The 13,289-nt window shown below is 69.2% G+C and carries 14 protein-coding genes; 8 read left to right on the forward strand and 6 right to left on the reverse strand.

Going from position 1 to position 13,289, the window contains the following annotated elements:
* Nucleotides 1-46: 46 nt before the first annotated feature.
* Nucleotides 47-1,021: an aldo/keto reductase gene (locus QH276_RS09820; protein WP_280400965.1), complete on the reverse strand. Its 975-nt coding sequence runs from the start codon at nt 1,019-1,021 to the stop codon at nt 47-49.
* Nucleotides 1,022-1,360: 339 nt separating this feature from the next.
* On the opposite strand from QH276_RS09820, the gene QH276_RS09825 reads away from it, so the two are divergent.
* The 6 genes from QH276_RS09825 to QH276_RS09850 all read left to right on the forward strand — a co-directional run bounded on the left by QH276_RS09825 (nt 1,361) and on the right by QH276_RS09850 (nt 6,698).
* Complete coding sequence (locus tag QH276_RS09825) at nt 1,361-2,296, forward strand: undecaprenyl-diphosphate phosphatase (protein WP_348536954.1); 936 nt, start codon at nt 1,361-1,363, stop codon at nt 2,294-2,296.
* Nucleotides 2,297-2,381: 85 nt separating this feature from the next.
* Nucleotides 2,382-3,083: a histidine phosphatase family protein gene (locus QH276_RS09830; protein ID WP_280400964.1), complete on the forward strand. Its 702-nt coding sequence runs from the start codon at nt 2,382-2,384 to the stop codon at nt 3,081-3,083.
* A 123-nt stretch (nt 3,084-3,206) separates the two neighbouring features.
* Complete coding sequence (locus QH276_RS09835; protein ID WP_280400963.1) at nt 3,207-3,791, forward strand: DUF3090 domain-containing protein; 585 nt, start codon at nt 3,207-3,209, stop codon at nt 3,789-3,791.
* Entirely contained in the window at nt 3,788-4,594 is an 807-nt protein-coding gene (locus QH276_RS09840) for an SCO1664 family protein (RefSeq protein WP_280400962.1), read from the forward strand. The genes QH276_RS09835 and QH276_RS09840 overlap by 4 nt, the downstream gene beginning before the upstream one ends.
* A gap of 161 nt (nt 4,595-4,755) precedes the next feature.
* Nucleotides 4,756-5,997 carry a cysteine--1-D-myo-inosityl 2-amino-2-deoxy-alpha-D-glucopyranoside ligase gene (gene mshC / locus QH276_RS09845; protein ID WP_280400961.1) on the forward strand — a complete coding sequence of 414 codons (1,242 nt, stop codon included), beginning with the start codon at nt 4,756-4,758 and terminating at the stop codon, nt 5,995-5,997.
* A gap of 140 nt (nt 5,998-6,137) precedes the next feature.
* Nucleotides 6,138-6,698 (forward strand): TetR/AcrR family transcriptional regulator, encoded by a 561-nt coding sequence (locus QH276_RS09850; RefSeq protein ID WP_280400960.1) that lies wholly within the window; start codon nt 6,138-6,140, stop codon nt 6,696-6,698.
* A 16-nt stretch (nt 6,699-6,714) separates the two neighbouring features.
* On the opposite strand, the gene QH276_RS09855 is transcribed toward QH276_RS09850, so the two are convergent.
* Nucleotides 6,715-7,293: a TetR/AcrR family transcriptional regulator gene (locus QH276_RS09855; RefSeq protein WP_280400959.1), complete on the reverse strand. Its 579-nt coding sequence runs from the start codon at nt 7,291-7,293 to the stop codon at nt 6,715-6,717.
* Between the two features lie 118 nt (nt 7,294-7,411).
* On the opposite strand from QH276_RS09855, the gene QH276_RS09860 reads away from it, so the two are divergent.
* Nucleotides 7,412-8,086: a class I SAM-dependent methyltransferase gene (locus QH276_RS09860; protein ID WP_280400958.1), complete on the forward strand. Its 675-nt coding sequence runs from the start codon at nt 7,412-7,414 to the stop codon at nt 8,084-8,086.
* A 95-nt stretch (nt 8,087-8,181) separates the two neighbouring features.
* Here the strand turns inward: QH276_RS09860 and QH276_RS09865 are convergent, their stop codons facing one another.
* Together QH276_RS09865 and QH276_RS09870 are read right to left on the reverse strand one after the other, a co-directional pair.
* The gene (locus QH276_RS09865) at nt 8,182-8,643 is read right to left on the reverse strand and encodes a VOC family protein (RefSeq protein WP_280400957.1); all 462 of its coding nucleotides are present in this window, start codon (nt 8,641-8,643) and stop codon (nt 8,182-8,184) included.
* Nucleotides 8,640-9,227 carry a DinB family protein gene (locus QH276_RS09870; RefSeq protein WP_280400956.1) on the reverse strand — a complete coding sequence of 196 codons (588 nt, stop codon included), beginning with the start codon at nt 9,225-9,227 and terminating at the stop codon, nt 8,640-8,642. The genes QH276_RS09865 and QH276_RS09870 overlap by 4 nt, the downstream gene beginning before the upstream one ends.
* A gap of 61 nt (nt 9,228-9,288) precedes the next feature.
* Between QH276_RS09870 and QH276_RS09875 the strand changes: the two genes are divergently transcribed.
* Nucleotides 9,289-10,269: a helix-turn-helix transcriptional regulator gene (locus tag QH276_RS09875; RefSeq protein WP_280400955.1), complete on the forward strand. Its 981-nt coding sequence runs from the start codon at nt 9,289-9,291 to the stop codon at nt 10,267-10,269.
* A gap of 116 nt (nt 10,270-10,385) precedes the next feature.
* Here QH276_RS09875 and QH276_RS09880 read toward each other — a convergent pair whose 3' ends face one another.
* Together QH276_RS09880 and QH276_RS09885 are read right to left on the reverse strand one after the other, a co-directional pair.
* Nucleotides 10,386-11,996 (reverse strand): acyl-CoA synthetase, encoded by a 1,611-nt coding sequence (locus tag QH276_RS09880; RefSeq protein WP_280400954.1) that lies wholly within the window; start codon nt 11,994-11,996, stop codon nt 10,386-10,388.
* A 42-nt stretch (nt 11,997-12,038) separates the two neighbouring features.
* A complete protein-coding gene (locus QH276_RS09885; RefSeq protein WP_280400953.1) occupies nt 12,039-13,289 on the reverse strand; it encodes a hypothetical protein in 1,251 nt (416 codons plus the stop codon).

Genomic DNA, 13,289 nt, shown 5'->3' on the forward strand with positions numbered 1-13,289 from the left:
GCAAGGCTAATCCGTGCCGGTGTGTGGTCATCGCCCCCGCCCCCGGCTACGGGGTGGAGCTCACATCGTCGAGCGCCGCGGCTATCGCCCGCGGCAGTTCCAGGGTTTCGGCGGCGAGCACCCCGGTCAGCTGACCCATATCGCGGGCGCCGACGAACATGCTGGCGACGCCGGGCCGGTCGCGGACCCACGCCAGGGCGACCGCCAGCGGGGAAGTGGCCAGCCCGTCGGCGGCGGTGACGAGGGCGTCGACGACGGCGGTGGCGCGGTCGTCGTCGAGGCGGCCGCGGATCTCGGCGGCGGTCGCTTCGTCGGCGGCGCGGGAATCGGCGGGGACGCCGTCACGGTATTTCCCGGTGAGGATCCCGGCGGCCAGCGGTGCGGTGGCCACGATACCGGCGCCGTGGTGCGTGGCGGCGGGCACCGTATCGTCTTCGGCGCCGCGCGTGAGCAGGGAATAGGGGGCCTGTACGGCGGTGATGGGGGCGCGTGCGGCGAGGCTGGCCAGCTGCCAGGCGGTGAAACCGCGGACTCCGGCGTAGCGGACGCGGCCGGAACGGATCGCGTACTGCAGGGTGTCGGCGATCTCGTCGAGCGGGGTGGCCGGATCCCAGGCGGTGATCTGCCACAGGTCGAGATGGTCGGTGCCCAGTTCCAGCAGCGTGCGGTCGAGCTGGCGCAGCAGGGTGCGACGCGAGCAGTCGACGGTGATTCGCGCCTGTTCGGGTGTGGGGGGTTCGCTGCCAGGGGGGACGGCCGGGAGATACGGCACCTGCCCGGCGCCGGCGCACAGGACCAGTTCGTCGCGTGACACCAGATCGCCCAGCAGCTCCGCCAGGATGCGCTGGGCCGCGCCGCCGCCGTAGGCGGGGGAGGTGTCGACGAGGGTGCCACCGGCTTCGGCGAACGCCATGAGTTGCGCGGCGGCGGTATCGGCGTCGGTCCGGGTGCCCCACGTGTGGGTGGCCAGCCCGATCCGGGAGACGCGCAGCCCGCTGCTGCCTACAGTGCGCTGTTCCATCACCGAATCCCCGCGCTCATGAGAAACAGCATGAGCGAGTCGGTCCCGGCGGCGGTGGCGACACGGGTCCGCGCAGGGTCCGCGTTCGAGCCCGATGGACACGGCAGGGTGCGACGTTTCCTCACGGCGCCCAGCCTAGAGCGTGACCGGCCGGTGCCCGTTCGCGGCGAACCGTGGGCGCGGCGTGTCCGCCCGCCCCGGCCGCCGCGCGCGGCCGGACCGGGGCACTGTAGGGTCGCTGCGGCTGCGGGTCCGCGCGATCGTGTTGTGGCAGCGGTGCCGTCGACAGCGAGGGAACGCGGAGTTCGTGGTGCAGGAGGATGTGTGATCGGCGAGTCGATGACCTGGGTGCAGGCGTTGGTGCTCGGGCTGGTGCAGGGATTGACGGAGTTCCTGCCGGTTTCGTCGTCCGGGCATCTGCGGATCGTGTCGTCGGTGTTCTTCGGTGACGACGCGGGTGCGTCCTTCACGGCGGTAACCCAGCTCGGTACCGAGGCCGCGGTGCTGCTGTTCTTCGCCAAGGACATCTGGCGCATCGTGCGCGTCTGGTTCGCGACCGTCTTCGAGAAGCTGACCGCCCGTTCGCGGGAGACGGTGCCGCTGGCCGAGCAGGTGACGACGAAACTTCCGGTGGTCACCGGTTCGGGACCGGTGGGTTACGACCCCGAGGCGGACGCCCAGCGCGAACTCGACTACCGCATGGGCTGGTATGTGATCATTGCCACCATCCCGATCGGTGTGCTGGGCTTCGTTTTCAAGGACCAGATCCGTACGGGCGCACGCAATCTGTGGCTGGTCGCGATCATGCTGATCGTTTTCGCGCTGGTGATCGCGGCGGCCGAGCACTACGGCCCGAAACAGCGTCCGCTGGAACAACTCACCACCCGCGACGGTCTGGTGATGGGGTTCGCGCAGTGCCTGGCGCTGATTCCGGGTGTTTCGCGGTCGGGCGCCACGTCCAGCGCGGGCCTGTTCCTCGGCCTGAAACGGGAGGCGGCGGTGCGGTTCTCGTTCCTGCTGGCGATTCCCGCGGTGACCGCGTCGGGGTTGTTCAGTCTGCCGGACGCGTTCGAGCCGGCCGGTGAGGGTTTGAACGCGTCGGGCCCGCAACTGCTGGTGGCGACGCTGATTTCGTTCGTGGTGGGGTATGCGTCGGTGGCGTGGCTGCTGCGGTTCGTCGCGAAGCATTCCTTCTATTGGTTCGTCGGATACCGGATCGTGCTGGGGTTCGTGATCATCGGTTTGCTCGCCGGTGGGGTCGTGTCGGCGACATGAACCGGGCGGGAAGCGGCGCCGTCGCAGCGCCGAGGGGCCGGTTCGCCGGACGTCGGCGCGCCGCCACGGCCGTTAGGCTGGCAGCATGACGGTGATCCTGCTGCGACACGGCTTGTCGACCTCCAATTCCGCGGGGACACTCGCCGGGCGCAGTCCCGGGGTGGAACTCACCGACCGCGGCGGCGAACAGGCGCGTGCCGTCGCGGCGCGCCTGGCGACACTGCCTGTCACCAGGATCGTCACCTCGCCGCTGCTGCGCTGTCAGCGCACGGTGTCACCGCTGGCGGCGGATCTGGAGCTGGAACCGGTGGTCGACGACCGGCTCGCCGAGGTCGACTACGGCGACTGGACCGGCCGCAAGATCACCGAGCTGCTGTCCGAACCGCTGTGGCAGGTGGTGCAGCGGCATGCGTCGGCCGCGGTCTTTCCCGGTGGGGAGGGCCTGGCGCAGGTGCAGGCGCGCGCGGTATCGGCGATCCGGGAACACGATCGCGCCCTCGCGGAGTTACACGGCGGGGATCGGCTGTGGGTGGCCTGCACTCACGGTGACGTGATCAAGTCGGTGCTCGCCGATGCGCTCGGTATCCACCTCGACGGATTCCAGCGGATCATGGTCGAACCCGCCTCGCTCAGCGTCATCCGTTACACCCGGACCGCGCCGTTCGTCACCCGGATGAATGACACCGGTTCGGATCTTTCCGGTCTGGCGCCCGCGCAGGCCCCCGAATCCGGGGCTTCGGGCCCGGTACCCGGCGGGGAGATCGGCGCGGGAAGGAAAGACGGATAATGGGTATGCCCGATACCGGCGGATGCGCCACCTCTCGGCGGCGTCGGGCGAATCGGCGTGTGCGCCGGGAAACGGCGTCGCGGAGCACCGCAGCCGAACAGGGTCACGTATCAGGAGGTGCATGTGTCACGAGCAATCCATGTATTCCGCACCCCCGAACGTTTCGTCGCCGGAACTGTCGGTGAGCCGGGCGACCGCGCGTTCTACCTGCAGGCGGTGGAGGAACCCCGGGTGGTGAGCGTGCTGCTGGAGAAGCAGCAGGTGAAGGTCCTCGCCGACCGGATGGGTCTGCTGCTGGACGAGGTGGCGCGCCGGTTCGGCGCCGAGGTGCCGCCGCAGGCCGAGCAGGTCAGCGACAACGACCCCCTGGTCACCCCGATCGACGCCGAGTTCCGGGTCGGGACGATGGGGCTGGGCTGGGATGCCGATGCGGGCGCCGTGGTGGTGGAGTTGCTGGCCATCACCGAAACCGAGGTGGACGAATCGGTGGTCCTCGACGATACCGACGAGGGTCCCGACGCGGTGCGCGTGTTCCTCACCCCGGATCAGGCCCGGGAGTTCGCGTTGCGGTCCACCCGGGTGATCGCGGCCGGGCGGCCGCCGTGCCCGCTGTGCGGGGAGCCGCTGTCGGCCCGTGGGCATATGTGTGTGCGCACCAACGGGTACAAGCGCGGTGAACTGTTCGGCGCGAACGATCTGGAGGAATGAGCGTGCCCGATGCCGGGGACACGCTGTGCACCGGTGAATTGACGGTACTGGGCCGGGTGAGTGTCGCCAGTAACGTGACCCTGGTGTGCGACCTCGCCGCAGGTGGCGGCACCGTGCGGGTGGTGTACAAACCGGTTCGCGGGGAGCAGCCGCTGTGGGATTTCCCCGACGGCACGCTGGCGGGCCGGGAGGTGGCGTCGTATCTGATCTGTTCGGCGCTGGGCTGGCCGGTGATCCCGGAGACGGTGCTGCGGGAGGGGCCGTACGGGCCGGGGATGGTGCAACGCTGGATCACCACCCGCGATCCGGGCGAACCCGGGAGCACGCGCTTGGACTTGGTGGATCTGTGCCCGGTGGGGCTGGTCCCGGACGGTTATCGGGAGATCCTGCGGGCCTACGACGGTGCCGGAGACGAGGTGTCGCTGGTGCATGCCGACGATCCGCGGCTGCAGCGGATGGCGGTGCTGGATGTGCTGTTGAACAACGCCGACCGTAAGGGCGGTCACGCACTGGAGGGGCTGGACGGCGGCGTGTACGGCGTGGACCACGGGATCTGCCTGCATCAGGAGAACAAACTGCGCACCGTGCTGTGGGGGTGGGCCGGGGAACCGGTCCCGGCGGATCTGCTCGCCGATATCGCGGCCTTCACCGAGACCCTGCCGGGGGAACTCGCCGACCGGCTGGCCGAACATCTCACCGACCCGGAGATCGACGCCTTGCTGCGTCGCGCGAAGCGGTTGCTGGACGACCCGGTGATGCCGTTACCGGTGACGTCGCGGCCCATCCCGTGGCCGGCGTTCTGACCGCCGCGGTTCATCGGATGATTCGCTCGGCCTGACGGCAAGGGTTGCCTTCCGCACGCACACGGTTCCGTGCAGGTCAGTGCCCCGCCGGCAAGTGCCGATCCGGTCCGGACGGCGGGGTGGGCGGCGACCGGCCGCCACCGACCTCTACTCTCGAAGGTATGCAGTCCTGGTCCGACACCCCGATCCCCGCGGTCCCCGGAGCAGGGCCACCACTCCGTTTGCACGACACCGCCGACGCCGGTATCCGCCCGGTCACCCCGGGTGCGACGGCGACCATGTACGTCTGCGGGATCACCCCCTACGACGCCACCCACCTGGGCCACGCCGCGACCTACCTGACTTTCGATCTGGTGAACCGGTTGCTGCGCGACAACGGTCACGAGGTGCACTACGTGCAGAACGTCACCGACGTCGACGATCCGCTGTTCGAACGCGCCGCCCGGGACGGCGTGGACTGGCGGGAGCTGGGCACCGGCGAGATCGAACTGTTCCGCGCCGATATGGCGGCGCTGCGGGTGCTGCCCCCGCGCGACTACGTGGGCGCGATCGAATCGGTCGACGAGGTGATCGAGCTGGTCCGCAAACTGCAGGCCGCGGGGGCCGCCTACACCGTCGACGACCCCGAGTTCCCCGATATCTATTTCCGCACCGACGCCACCGAGCAGTTCGGCTACGAATCGGGGTACGACCGCGACACCATGGCGCGGCTGTTCGCCGAACGCGGCGGCGACCCGGACCGTCCCGGTAAACGCGACCCGCTCGACGCCCTGCTGTGGCGGGCACAGCGTCCGGGCGAACCGTCGTGGCCGGCGCCGTTCGGTGCGGGCCGTCCCGGCTGGCATATCGAATGCGCGGCGATCGCGGTGAACCGCCTCGGCACCGAATTCGATATCCAGGGCGGCGGCAGTGATCTCATCTACCCGCACCACGAGTACTCCGCGGCGCACGGTGAAGCGCTGGTGGCCGGTCGCCGGTTCGCCCGCCACTATGTGCACACCGGGATGATCGGCCTGGACGGCGAGAAGATGTCGAAGTCCAAGGGGAATCTCGTGCTGGTGTCGAAGCTGCGCGCCGCCGGCGTCGACCCCGCCGCGATCCGGCTGGGCCTGTTCGCCGGCCACTACCGCGCCGACCGTATGTGGACCGACGATGTGCTCACCGACGCGCAGGCGCGGCTGGACCGCTGGCGGCAGGCGGTGACCGCCCCCGCGGCCCCCGCGGCCGCCGATACGGTCGCCCGGCTGCGCACCCACCTGGCCGACGACCTGGACACCCCCCGGGCGCTGGCCGCGGTCGATGCCTGGGTCCGCGACACCCTCGATTACGGCGGCACCGATACCGGCGCGGGCGCGGAGATCGCCACGGCGGTCGATGCGCTACTCGGTGTGCCACTGCGCTGAGTTCGGGCCCGGCACGGGCGCAGGACTTTTCGCGGTCGGTGCGTGGTGAACCATCACAAGTACCGGCCGGTCTGCTTCGGCGATACGGTACTGTTCGATGCTCGAGATCCCCACCCGTTCCCCGACCAGATCGGCGCCGTATGTCTCGTATCGTCAGTAAGGACAATTACTTCGACACCGGCCTGGAAGTCCTGTCCGACCTCGGCTTCCGGCATCTCAATATCGGCGTGCTGTGCCGCCGGCTCGGCGTGACCAGCGGCTCCTTCTACCATCATTTCGGCAGCTGGCAGTCGTATGTGGATGCGCTGCTGGAACATTGGGAGAACCGGCAGGTGGTGATCCTGCGGTCGCTGCGCTTCGATCCGTCCAGCCCGGACGCGGCGATTCGGGCCCTGTCGGACCTGACGCTGGGCCTGCATCATCGGGCGGAGGCGGCGATCCGGGCGTGGGCGGCGAACGACGAATCGGTGGCCGTGGCGCTCAAACGGGTCGACGAATCCCGGCGGCGCACCGTGCGGCGGACGATCTCGGGAGTGGTGGGCGACGAGCAGATCGCGGCGGTGGACACCGAACTGGGGATGGCCATGCTGATCGGGTACCAGCAGATGGTCGCGGCCGGGCAACAGGTATGCCTGGAAGAACTGCTCGGTGAATACGCCCGCCTGGTCTACTCGCATCGGCGGCCCGCCGCGACCGGCTGAGCGGCGAGGGCAGGCGTTATTTCAGGACGAGCAGGGCGGCGCGTTCGAGGCGGTCGGCGATATCGGCGTAGGACTCGTACCCCATCCCGGCGCGGACCAGCGCGCCCGCGTACAGCAATTCCAGCGACTCCACGGTCTCCGGGTCGGCTTCCGGTTCCAGTGCCCGGGTGAGGCGGTGCCGGATCTCCATCCCGATCCGGGTGCGCAGATGTTCCACGTCCGGGTCGCGGCCCAGGAGCGCGCTGGTCACCGCTCCCGACAGTTCCTGTTCGTCGGCCACCAGTAACGCGATTCCGCGCAGTTCGGCCAGCACCCGTACGGTGGGGTCGGCGTCCTCGCTGACCGGGGTTTCCGACATACGCAGCCGGCGCCAGAAGATTTCGGCGACCAGATGCTCTTTCGAGGAGAAGTACGTGTAGGCGGTCGCGGTCCCCACCCCGGCGGCGCCGGCGACCATTCGGATGGTGAGCCCGGCGAAACCTTCCCGTGCCAGCACTTCCATGGCCGCTCTGGTGAGCTTGTCGACAGTGTCCGCCTGCTTTCCGCTCAGCCGGCGCCGGGTGGCCTCGAGAATTCTGGAATCGCCTTCGGACATGTGTCTAGATAGTAGTGTCGGTGCGGTGCCGGATCAACCGACTCCCGGTCCACGCGGCCGGGTAGGGTCGATCACCGCCGTCCCAGACGTGATTTCCGGAAGAGAGACCACACCACCCATGAGTGCCCCAGCCCCCACCGCGCCGCTGACCGACGAGCAGTTGTTCGACCATGCCCGCCGCGCCACCGGATTCATGCCGGAAGAGGAGGGCCGGGCCCTGCACGCCGCCGCGGTACGGTACTGCCGGGGTGGGGTGATCACCGAAATCGGCACCTACTGCGGAAAATCGGCCATCCTGCTAGGCGCCGCCGCGCGCGGGACGGGCGGGGTCGTATTCACCGTCGATCACCACCACGGCTCCGAGGAACACCAGCCCGGCTGGGAGTACCACGACACCAGCCTCGTCGACCCGGTCACCGGCTTGTTCGACACCCTGCCGAGGTTCCGGCACACCATCGATACCGCCGGGCTCAGCGATACGGTGATCGCCATCGTCGGCACCTCCGCGCGTGTCGCGGCCACCTGGCGTACCCCGATCGATTTCCTGTTCATCGACGGTGGGCACACCGAGGAAGCCGCCGACCGCGACTACCGCGGCTGGGCGAAATGGGTGGTTCTCGGCGGCGGCCTCGCCATCCACGATGTATTCCCCGACCCCGCCGACGGCGGGCAAGCGCCCTACGGGATCTACCGCCGCGCCCTCGACAGCGGCGAATTCCGCGAGGTGTCAGCTACCAGCTCGCTGCGCATCCTGGAGCGAATTGCACCACCTGCCGAAACACCGGCGGGCTGATCCCGGGCAGCGAGAGGGCGCTACCCGGTGGTTCGATGCCCGTGTCGCCGTTGCCGGACCGATCGTCCTCGCACCGGAAACCCCGGGATGCGAGGTCAGTCGAGGCAGAATTCGTTGCCCTCCGGGTCGGTCATCACGATGAAACCGCTTTCCATCGGCGGAGCCGGCTCGAAGCGCCGCACCCTGGTGGCGCCCAGCGCGACCAGCCGCTCGCATTCGGCTTCCAAGGCCGCCATCCGTTCGTCGCCCTGCAGACCGGGAGCCGCCCGCACATCCAGGTGCACCCGATTCTTGGCGACCTTGCCTTCCGGCACCTGCTGGAAGAACACCCGCGGGCCCCGGCCGTCCGGGTCCTCGATCGCCGATCGGGTGTTGCGCTGCTCCGGCGGCACCCCTATCCCGGCCAGGAATTCGTCCCACGCCGCCAGCGGATCGGTGCCCGCGGGCAGGTCCACTCCGGGCGGACCGGGATGGACGTAGCCGAGGACATCGCGCCAGAAGGTCGACAGGGCCCGGGGATCGTGGGCGTCGAAGGTGATCTGGAGATCGCGACTCATCGGGTTTCTCCGTTCGTGGCGAGGTGCGTGTGCAGGTAGAGGTCGCGCAGCAGGCAGACTTCGGACAGATGGTGGATCAGTTCGCGGTGGATATGTAGCACCAGGTCGGCCATGGGCGCGTCGGGATAGGGTTCCTTCGGGCCGACCGGGACCGCGAGCGCGGCGATGCCGAGACCGCGCACCCCGTCCAGCCAGATACCCAGCTGGGCTTCGAGCTGATCGAGTGCTGTCCGCGCGTCGCCCGCGTAGTCCCACGATTCGTACGATGCGGCGGGCGCGCCGAAATATGCCGCGTTGCGGGCCGCGAGTACGCCGACAATGACATGCCCGAGCCGCCAGGCGATGGTGGTGAAGGGCGCGGGCACCGGCTCCGGGAACCCGAAATCGATCGTGAAGTCCCCGGCCCCGCCCTGTATCGGCGCCGACGAGGTGCCGCGCGGTCGCACACTCCAGGACTGTGGCACCGGCGACCAGAAGTACTCGTCGTCGGTGAGCCCTTGAAGCCGGTCGCGTATCTGATGGGTCCAGTGGAACTCGACCTGCTCACGCAGCGTCCGGTTCCAGTCGAGTGTTTCGGTGTTCATAACGCCACCTTCGCACCGATGGCGGACAGGATCGGTCCGCTATCTCTGGAAAGCTGGGTGCGTGTCGGAAGGTGACGAACGGAGTACGACCGAGCGGGTGCTGACCCTGCTCGGACTGTTGCAACAGCGGCGCGTGTGGACCGGTCCCGAACTCGCCGAGCGGTTGCGGGTGACTCCGCGCACCATCCGGCGCGATATCGAGCGCCTGCGCACGCTCGGCTATCCCGTCTACGCCGGTCAGGGCGTCGGTGGCGGGTATCGGCTCGGGCCGGGCCGGGATCTGCCGCCGCTGCTGCTCGACGACGAGGAAGCGATCGCCACCGCGGTGTCGCTGCTCGTGGGCGCGGGCGGTGCGAGCACCGGCGATGCCGCGTTACGGGCGCTCACCAAGATCGACCGGGTGCTACCCACCCGGCTGCGGCAGGAGGTACGCACCCTGGCCGGCTCGGTGGAATCCTTCGGCCCCGGCCGCCCGCCGGTCGACGCCGAAGCCCTGATGACGCTGGCCAGAGCCTGCCGTGACGAGGTCGAGGCAGGCTTCGACTATCCCTCCGGGAACCGGATACAGCGCCGGCGGGTCGAACCGTATCGGCTGGTCGCTTCGGACCGGCGCTGGTACCTGCTGGCCTACGACCTCGACCGCGACGACTGGCGTACCTTCCGCGTCGACCGGATGACCGCCGTGGCCACCCGCACCTGGCGCTTCCGCCCGCGGCCCGCCCCCGACGCCGCCACATACGTCCAGGAGGGGGTGGCGAGCCGGGCCTATCCGCACAGCGCGCGTTTCCTCATCCACGCACCCGCCGGAACCGTCCGCGACCAGGTCCCGGCCGCGGCGGCCGTGATCCGGCCACGAGGCAGCGACCGTTGTGAACTACTCAGCGGCGCGGCCGATCTCGAGCGCGTGCTCGCCCACGTACTGCTGCTGGGCCATGAGTTCGAGGTACTCGACCCGCCGGAACTGGCGAGCCGCTGCCACGCCCTGTCGCAGCGACTCGCCCGGGCCGCCACAAACCATGCGCCACCGGATCCGGCTCGGTAGCCGGGCCGGGCGGGTGGTGCCGATCGGGCCCCGCCTCGGTGACAGATGGCGCTCGCGACCCGAATCCGAATTCCTGCCGGTCCGTGCGAGGCGGTGAGTTCGATGCTGCCCGGCGCTCAGCCGGCGCGGTAGTCCGGCGCGCGACCGGCCGCGTACTTCCGGGCCCACGTGTAGTCGGGTTTCCCGCTCGGCGAGCGGGTTACCGCGTCGGTGACCCAGATGGCCCGCGGCACTTTGTATCCGGCGAGGTGGTCGCGGACGTGGGCTTGCAGGCCGGGCAGATCGAGCGTCCCGCCCGCTGCGGCCGACAGACTCACCACGGCGGCCACCTGCTGACCCCAGCGCGGATGCTCGACGCCGATCACGGTCGCGTCGTAGACGGCGGGATGGGCTTTCACCACCCCCTCCACCTCTTCGGCGAACACCTTCTCCCCTCCGGTGTTGATGACCATATTGCCGCGGCCGATCAGGCTGATCGTGCCGTCGTCTTCGAGGATCGCGCGGTCGTCGGTGATGACGATGCGTTCGCCGTCGACCGTTTTGAACAGTTTCGCGGTTTTGGTCTCGTCCTTGTAGTAGCCCAGCGGTACGGCCCCGGTTTTCGCCAGCCAGCCCTCGTCGCCGGGCTGTACGGGCCGGCCGTCGTCGTCGACGACCACCGCGCCGCGGCCGATGGAGACCCGCGGTTTGCGGGCCGGGTCCTCGTCGCGCTGGGCGAATCCGATGCCGCCGAAGCCGGTTTCGGAGGAGCCGATGGAATCGGAGACGAACAGGTTCGGGATCAGGTCCAGCAGATCGTTCTTCGTCGCCTGGGTGAGCAGCGCGGCTCCGGAGGCGATCATGAACAGGCCCGTGGTGTCGACCGGGTGCGCCCGGTAGGAGTCGATGAGCGGGCGGGCCATGGCGTCACCGGTGATCACCATGACGCCGGGGTGTTCGGCGGCCACCGTCTGCCACACCGTATCCGGGTCGAAGCGGGGTTCGAAGATCACGCAGTTGCCGGACCACAGCGCGATAAAGGTGGGCATCATCGCGGCCAGGTGCATGAGCGGCGGCAGGATCAGCCAGGTGGAGGGTTCGCCGGCCGCGCCGGTGCGTGACTGCTGGTATTCGTCGCTGACGGGTTCGTTGCTGTAGAAGTCGATGCCGCCGCCGAGAACCCGCCACATGTCCTCCTGCCGCCACAGCACCCCTTTGGGCATCCCGGTGGTGCCGCCGGTGTACATGATGAACCGGTCGTCGGCCGTGCGGGTGACCTCGGGCCGGGTCGCGGGCGCGACGCCGGTGACGTCCGCCAGGCAGTCGACGCCGTCGTCCGCCGCGGTTCGGTCGTCGGCCGCGCACAGCAGATATTTCAGCCGCGGCGACTGCCGCGCCGCCGCGCGCACCGACTCCCCGTAGCAGGCGTGGTAGACGAGATGTTCGAGGTCGGCGTTGTCGTAGAGGTAGGCGAGTTCCTCCGGCCCGTACCGGAAATTGATGTTCACCGGGGCCGCCGCCAATTTGAAACAGGCGATCAGCGTTTGCATCGTATCGATGCTGTTGTGCATCTGGAACCCGACATGGGTTCCGCGTCCGACGCCCACCGACGCGAGATGGTGGGCCAGCCGGTTGGCCCGCTCGTCCAGTTCGCGATAGGTGATGCGCCGGCCCTGTTCGATCAGGGCGATCCGGTCGGGCATGGCGTCGACGGAGTGTTCGAACAGGTCGGCGAAATTATTGGCCATATCAATCCTGCGGTGCTGGCGGAACCTCCCGGGCCGGGAGGGTCAGAGAACGGTGAGGGGCAGCGGTATACCGCGATCGGTGAAACGGAAGTCGACCCCGGTGCTGAACCGGGTGATCGCCACCTCCGGGGCCTCGGCGAACGGTTCGGCGGCCGCGGTGATCTCGGCGGTCCAGCCGTCGGGACCGTTATCGGTCACCCGGCTGTGGAAGTGCGGGTTCACGCCCCGCACCAGGGAATTCAGCGGCCCGAGATGCTCGGGGTCGATCATCGACGGCCAGACGCGGTCGGTGAGCGCGCCGCTGGTGCCGGGGAACCGGACCCGCACCGCATCCACGCCGGGCTCGACTTCGGCATCGGTGTAGTGCAGGGGGTTGAGCGCCGGATGGATGCGCAGCACCTGCGCGAGCGCGTCCAGATCGTCACCGAGACCCAGGCAGGCCCGGATCCGCTCGGCGGCCACGCCGGCGATCCCGGTGAACTGTTTGCGGCCGATTTCCAGTGCCGAATCGTCGTCGGTGCGTTCGTGCACCGCGATCATGAATCCGAGTACCAGCAGATGCTGCTGCAGGCACACCTCCTCGGCGATGCGCACGAGCGCGGAACGGGAGAAATCGGCGAACCGCAGGTCGCTGAGCAGCGGACCGCTGTAGTCGCCGCGACCCTCGTCGGCGGGGTCGATCGGCGCCAGCGGCAACCCGGCGGCCACCGATTCCGCGACCAGCGCCGCGTTGCGCGGAACCTCCGGCGGGGTGTGCGATTCGTCGATGACCACCGTCCACGCGCACATCGGATGCCGGTCGGCGGGTTGCCGGGGTGGCCGGTGGATGGGCCGGACCTGCGCGTATTTGTTGGTGGCCAGGGCCGTGGCATCGAAGGTGGGGTCTTCGATGTCGTGGCACATCGCCTTCACGTAGGCCTCGCCCATCGGTTCGACGTCGACGAGTGCGCCGCAATGGTCCAGCCAGAACTCGCCGTGGCGGGAATCGTGCACGCGGAAACGGAAATCCATGAACTGTGGTGGCGCCCCGATATCGAGTTGCAGGCCCTTGAAGATGGTGACGATATCGTCGCCGGTGTAGCCGAGGGCCCGCTGCATCCGGCGGGTATAGACCGGGCTGGACAGCTGCCATTCCTCGATCGCGACTTCGGCCATCCCCTCCCGGCCGAAAGCGGAGATACAGTGCGCCATCCCGGATCGGTCGATGAGCTGCCCGCACAACAGCAGCTCGGGTACCAGCGCCGCCAGCGCCTCCCGGCTCAGCGCGTGGAACCTGCTCGTGGGCACGGTCAT

This window comes from Nocardia carnea, assembly GCF_029869215.1.
In the GTDB taxonomy this organism is placed as follows: Bacteria; Actinomycetota; Actinomycetes; order Mycobacteriales; family Mycobacteriaceae; genus Nocardia; species Nocardia carnea_B.

Coding starts and splice junctions, on each gene's coding strand:
- QH276_RS09880 (WP_280400954.1), bottom strand. CDS start 11,996: ATGGCCAATAATTTCGCCGACCTGTTCGAACACTCCGTCGACGCCATG.
- QH276_RS09860 (WP_280400958.1), top strand. CDS start 7,412: ATGAGTGCCCCAGCCCCCACCGCGCCGCTGACCGACGAGCAGTTGTTC.
- QH276_RS09865 (WP_280400957.1), bottom strand. CDS start 8,643: ATGAGTCGCGATCTCCAGATCACCTTCGACGCCCACGATCCCCGGGCC.
- QH276_RS09850 (WP_280400960.1), top strand. CDS start 6,138: ATGTCTCGTATCGTCAGTAAGGACAATTACTTCGACACCGGCCTGGAA.
- QH276_RS09885 (WP_280400953.1), bottom strand. CDS start 13,289: ATGACCGTGCCCACGAGCAGGTTCCACGCGCTGAGCCGGGAGGCGCTG.
- QH276_RS09830 (WP_280400964.1), top strand. CDS start 2,382: ATGACGGTGATCCTGCTGCGACACGGCTTGTCGACCTCCAATTCCGCG.
- QH276_RS09820 (WP_280400965.1), bottom strand. CDS start 1,021: ATGGAACAGCGCACTGTAGGCAGCAGCGGGCTGCGCGTCTCCCGGATC.
- QH276_RS09840 (WP_280400962.1), top strand. CDS start 3,788: ATGAGCGTGCCCGATGCCGGGGACACGCTGTGCACCGGTGAATTGACG.
- mshC (WP_280400961.1), top strand. CDS start 4,756: ATGCAGTCCTGGTCCGACACCCCGATCCCCGCGGTCCCCGGAGCAGGG.
- QH276_RS09825 (WP_348536954.1), top strand. CDS start 1,361: ATGACCTGGGTGCAGGCGTTGGTGCTCGGGCTGGTGCAGGGATTGACG.
- QH276_RS09855 (WP_280400959.1), bottom strand. CDS start 7,293: ATGTCCGAAGGCGATTCCAGAATTCTCGAGGCCACCCGGCGCCGGCTG.
- QH276_RS09870 (WP_280400956.1), bottom strand. CDS start 9,227: ATGAACACCGAAACACTCGACTGGAACCGGACGCTGCGTGAGCAGGTC.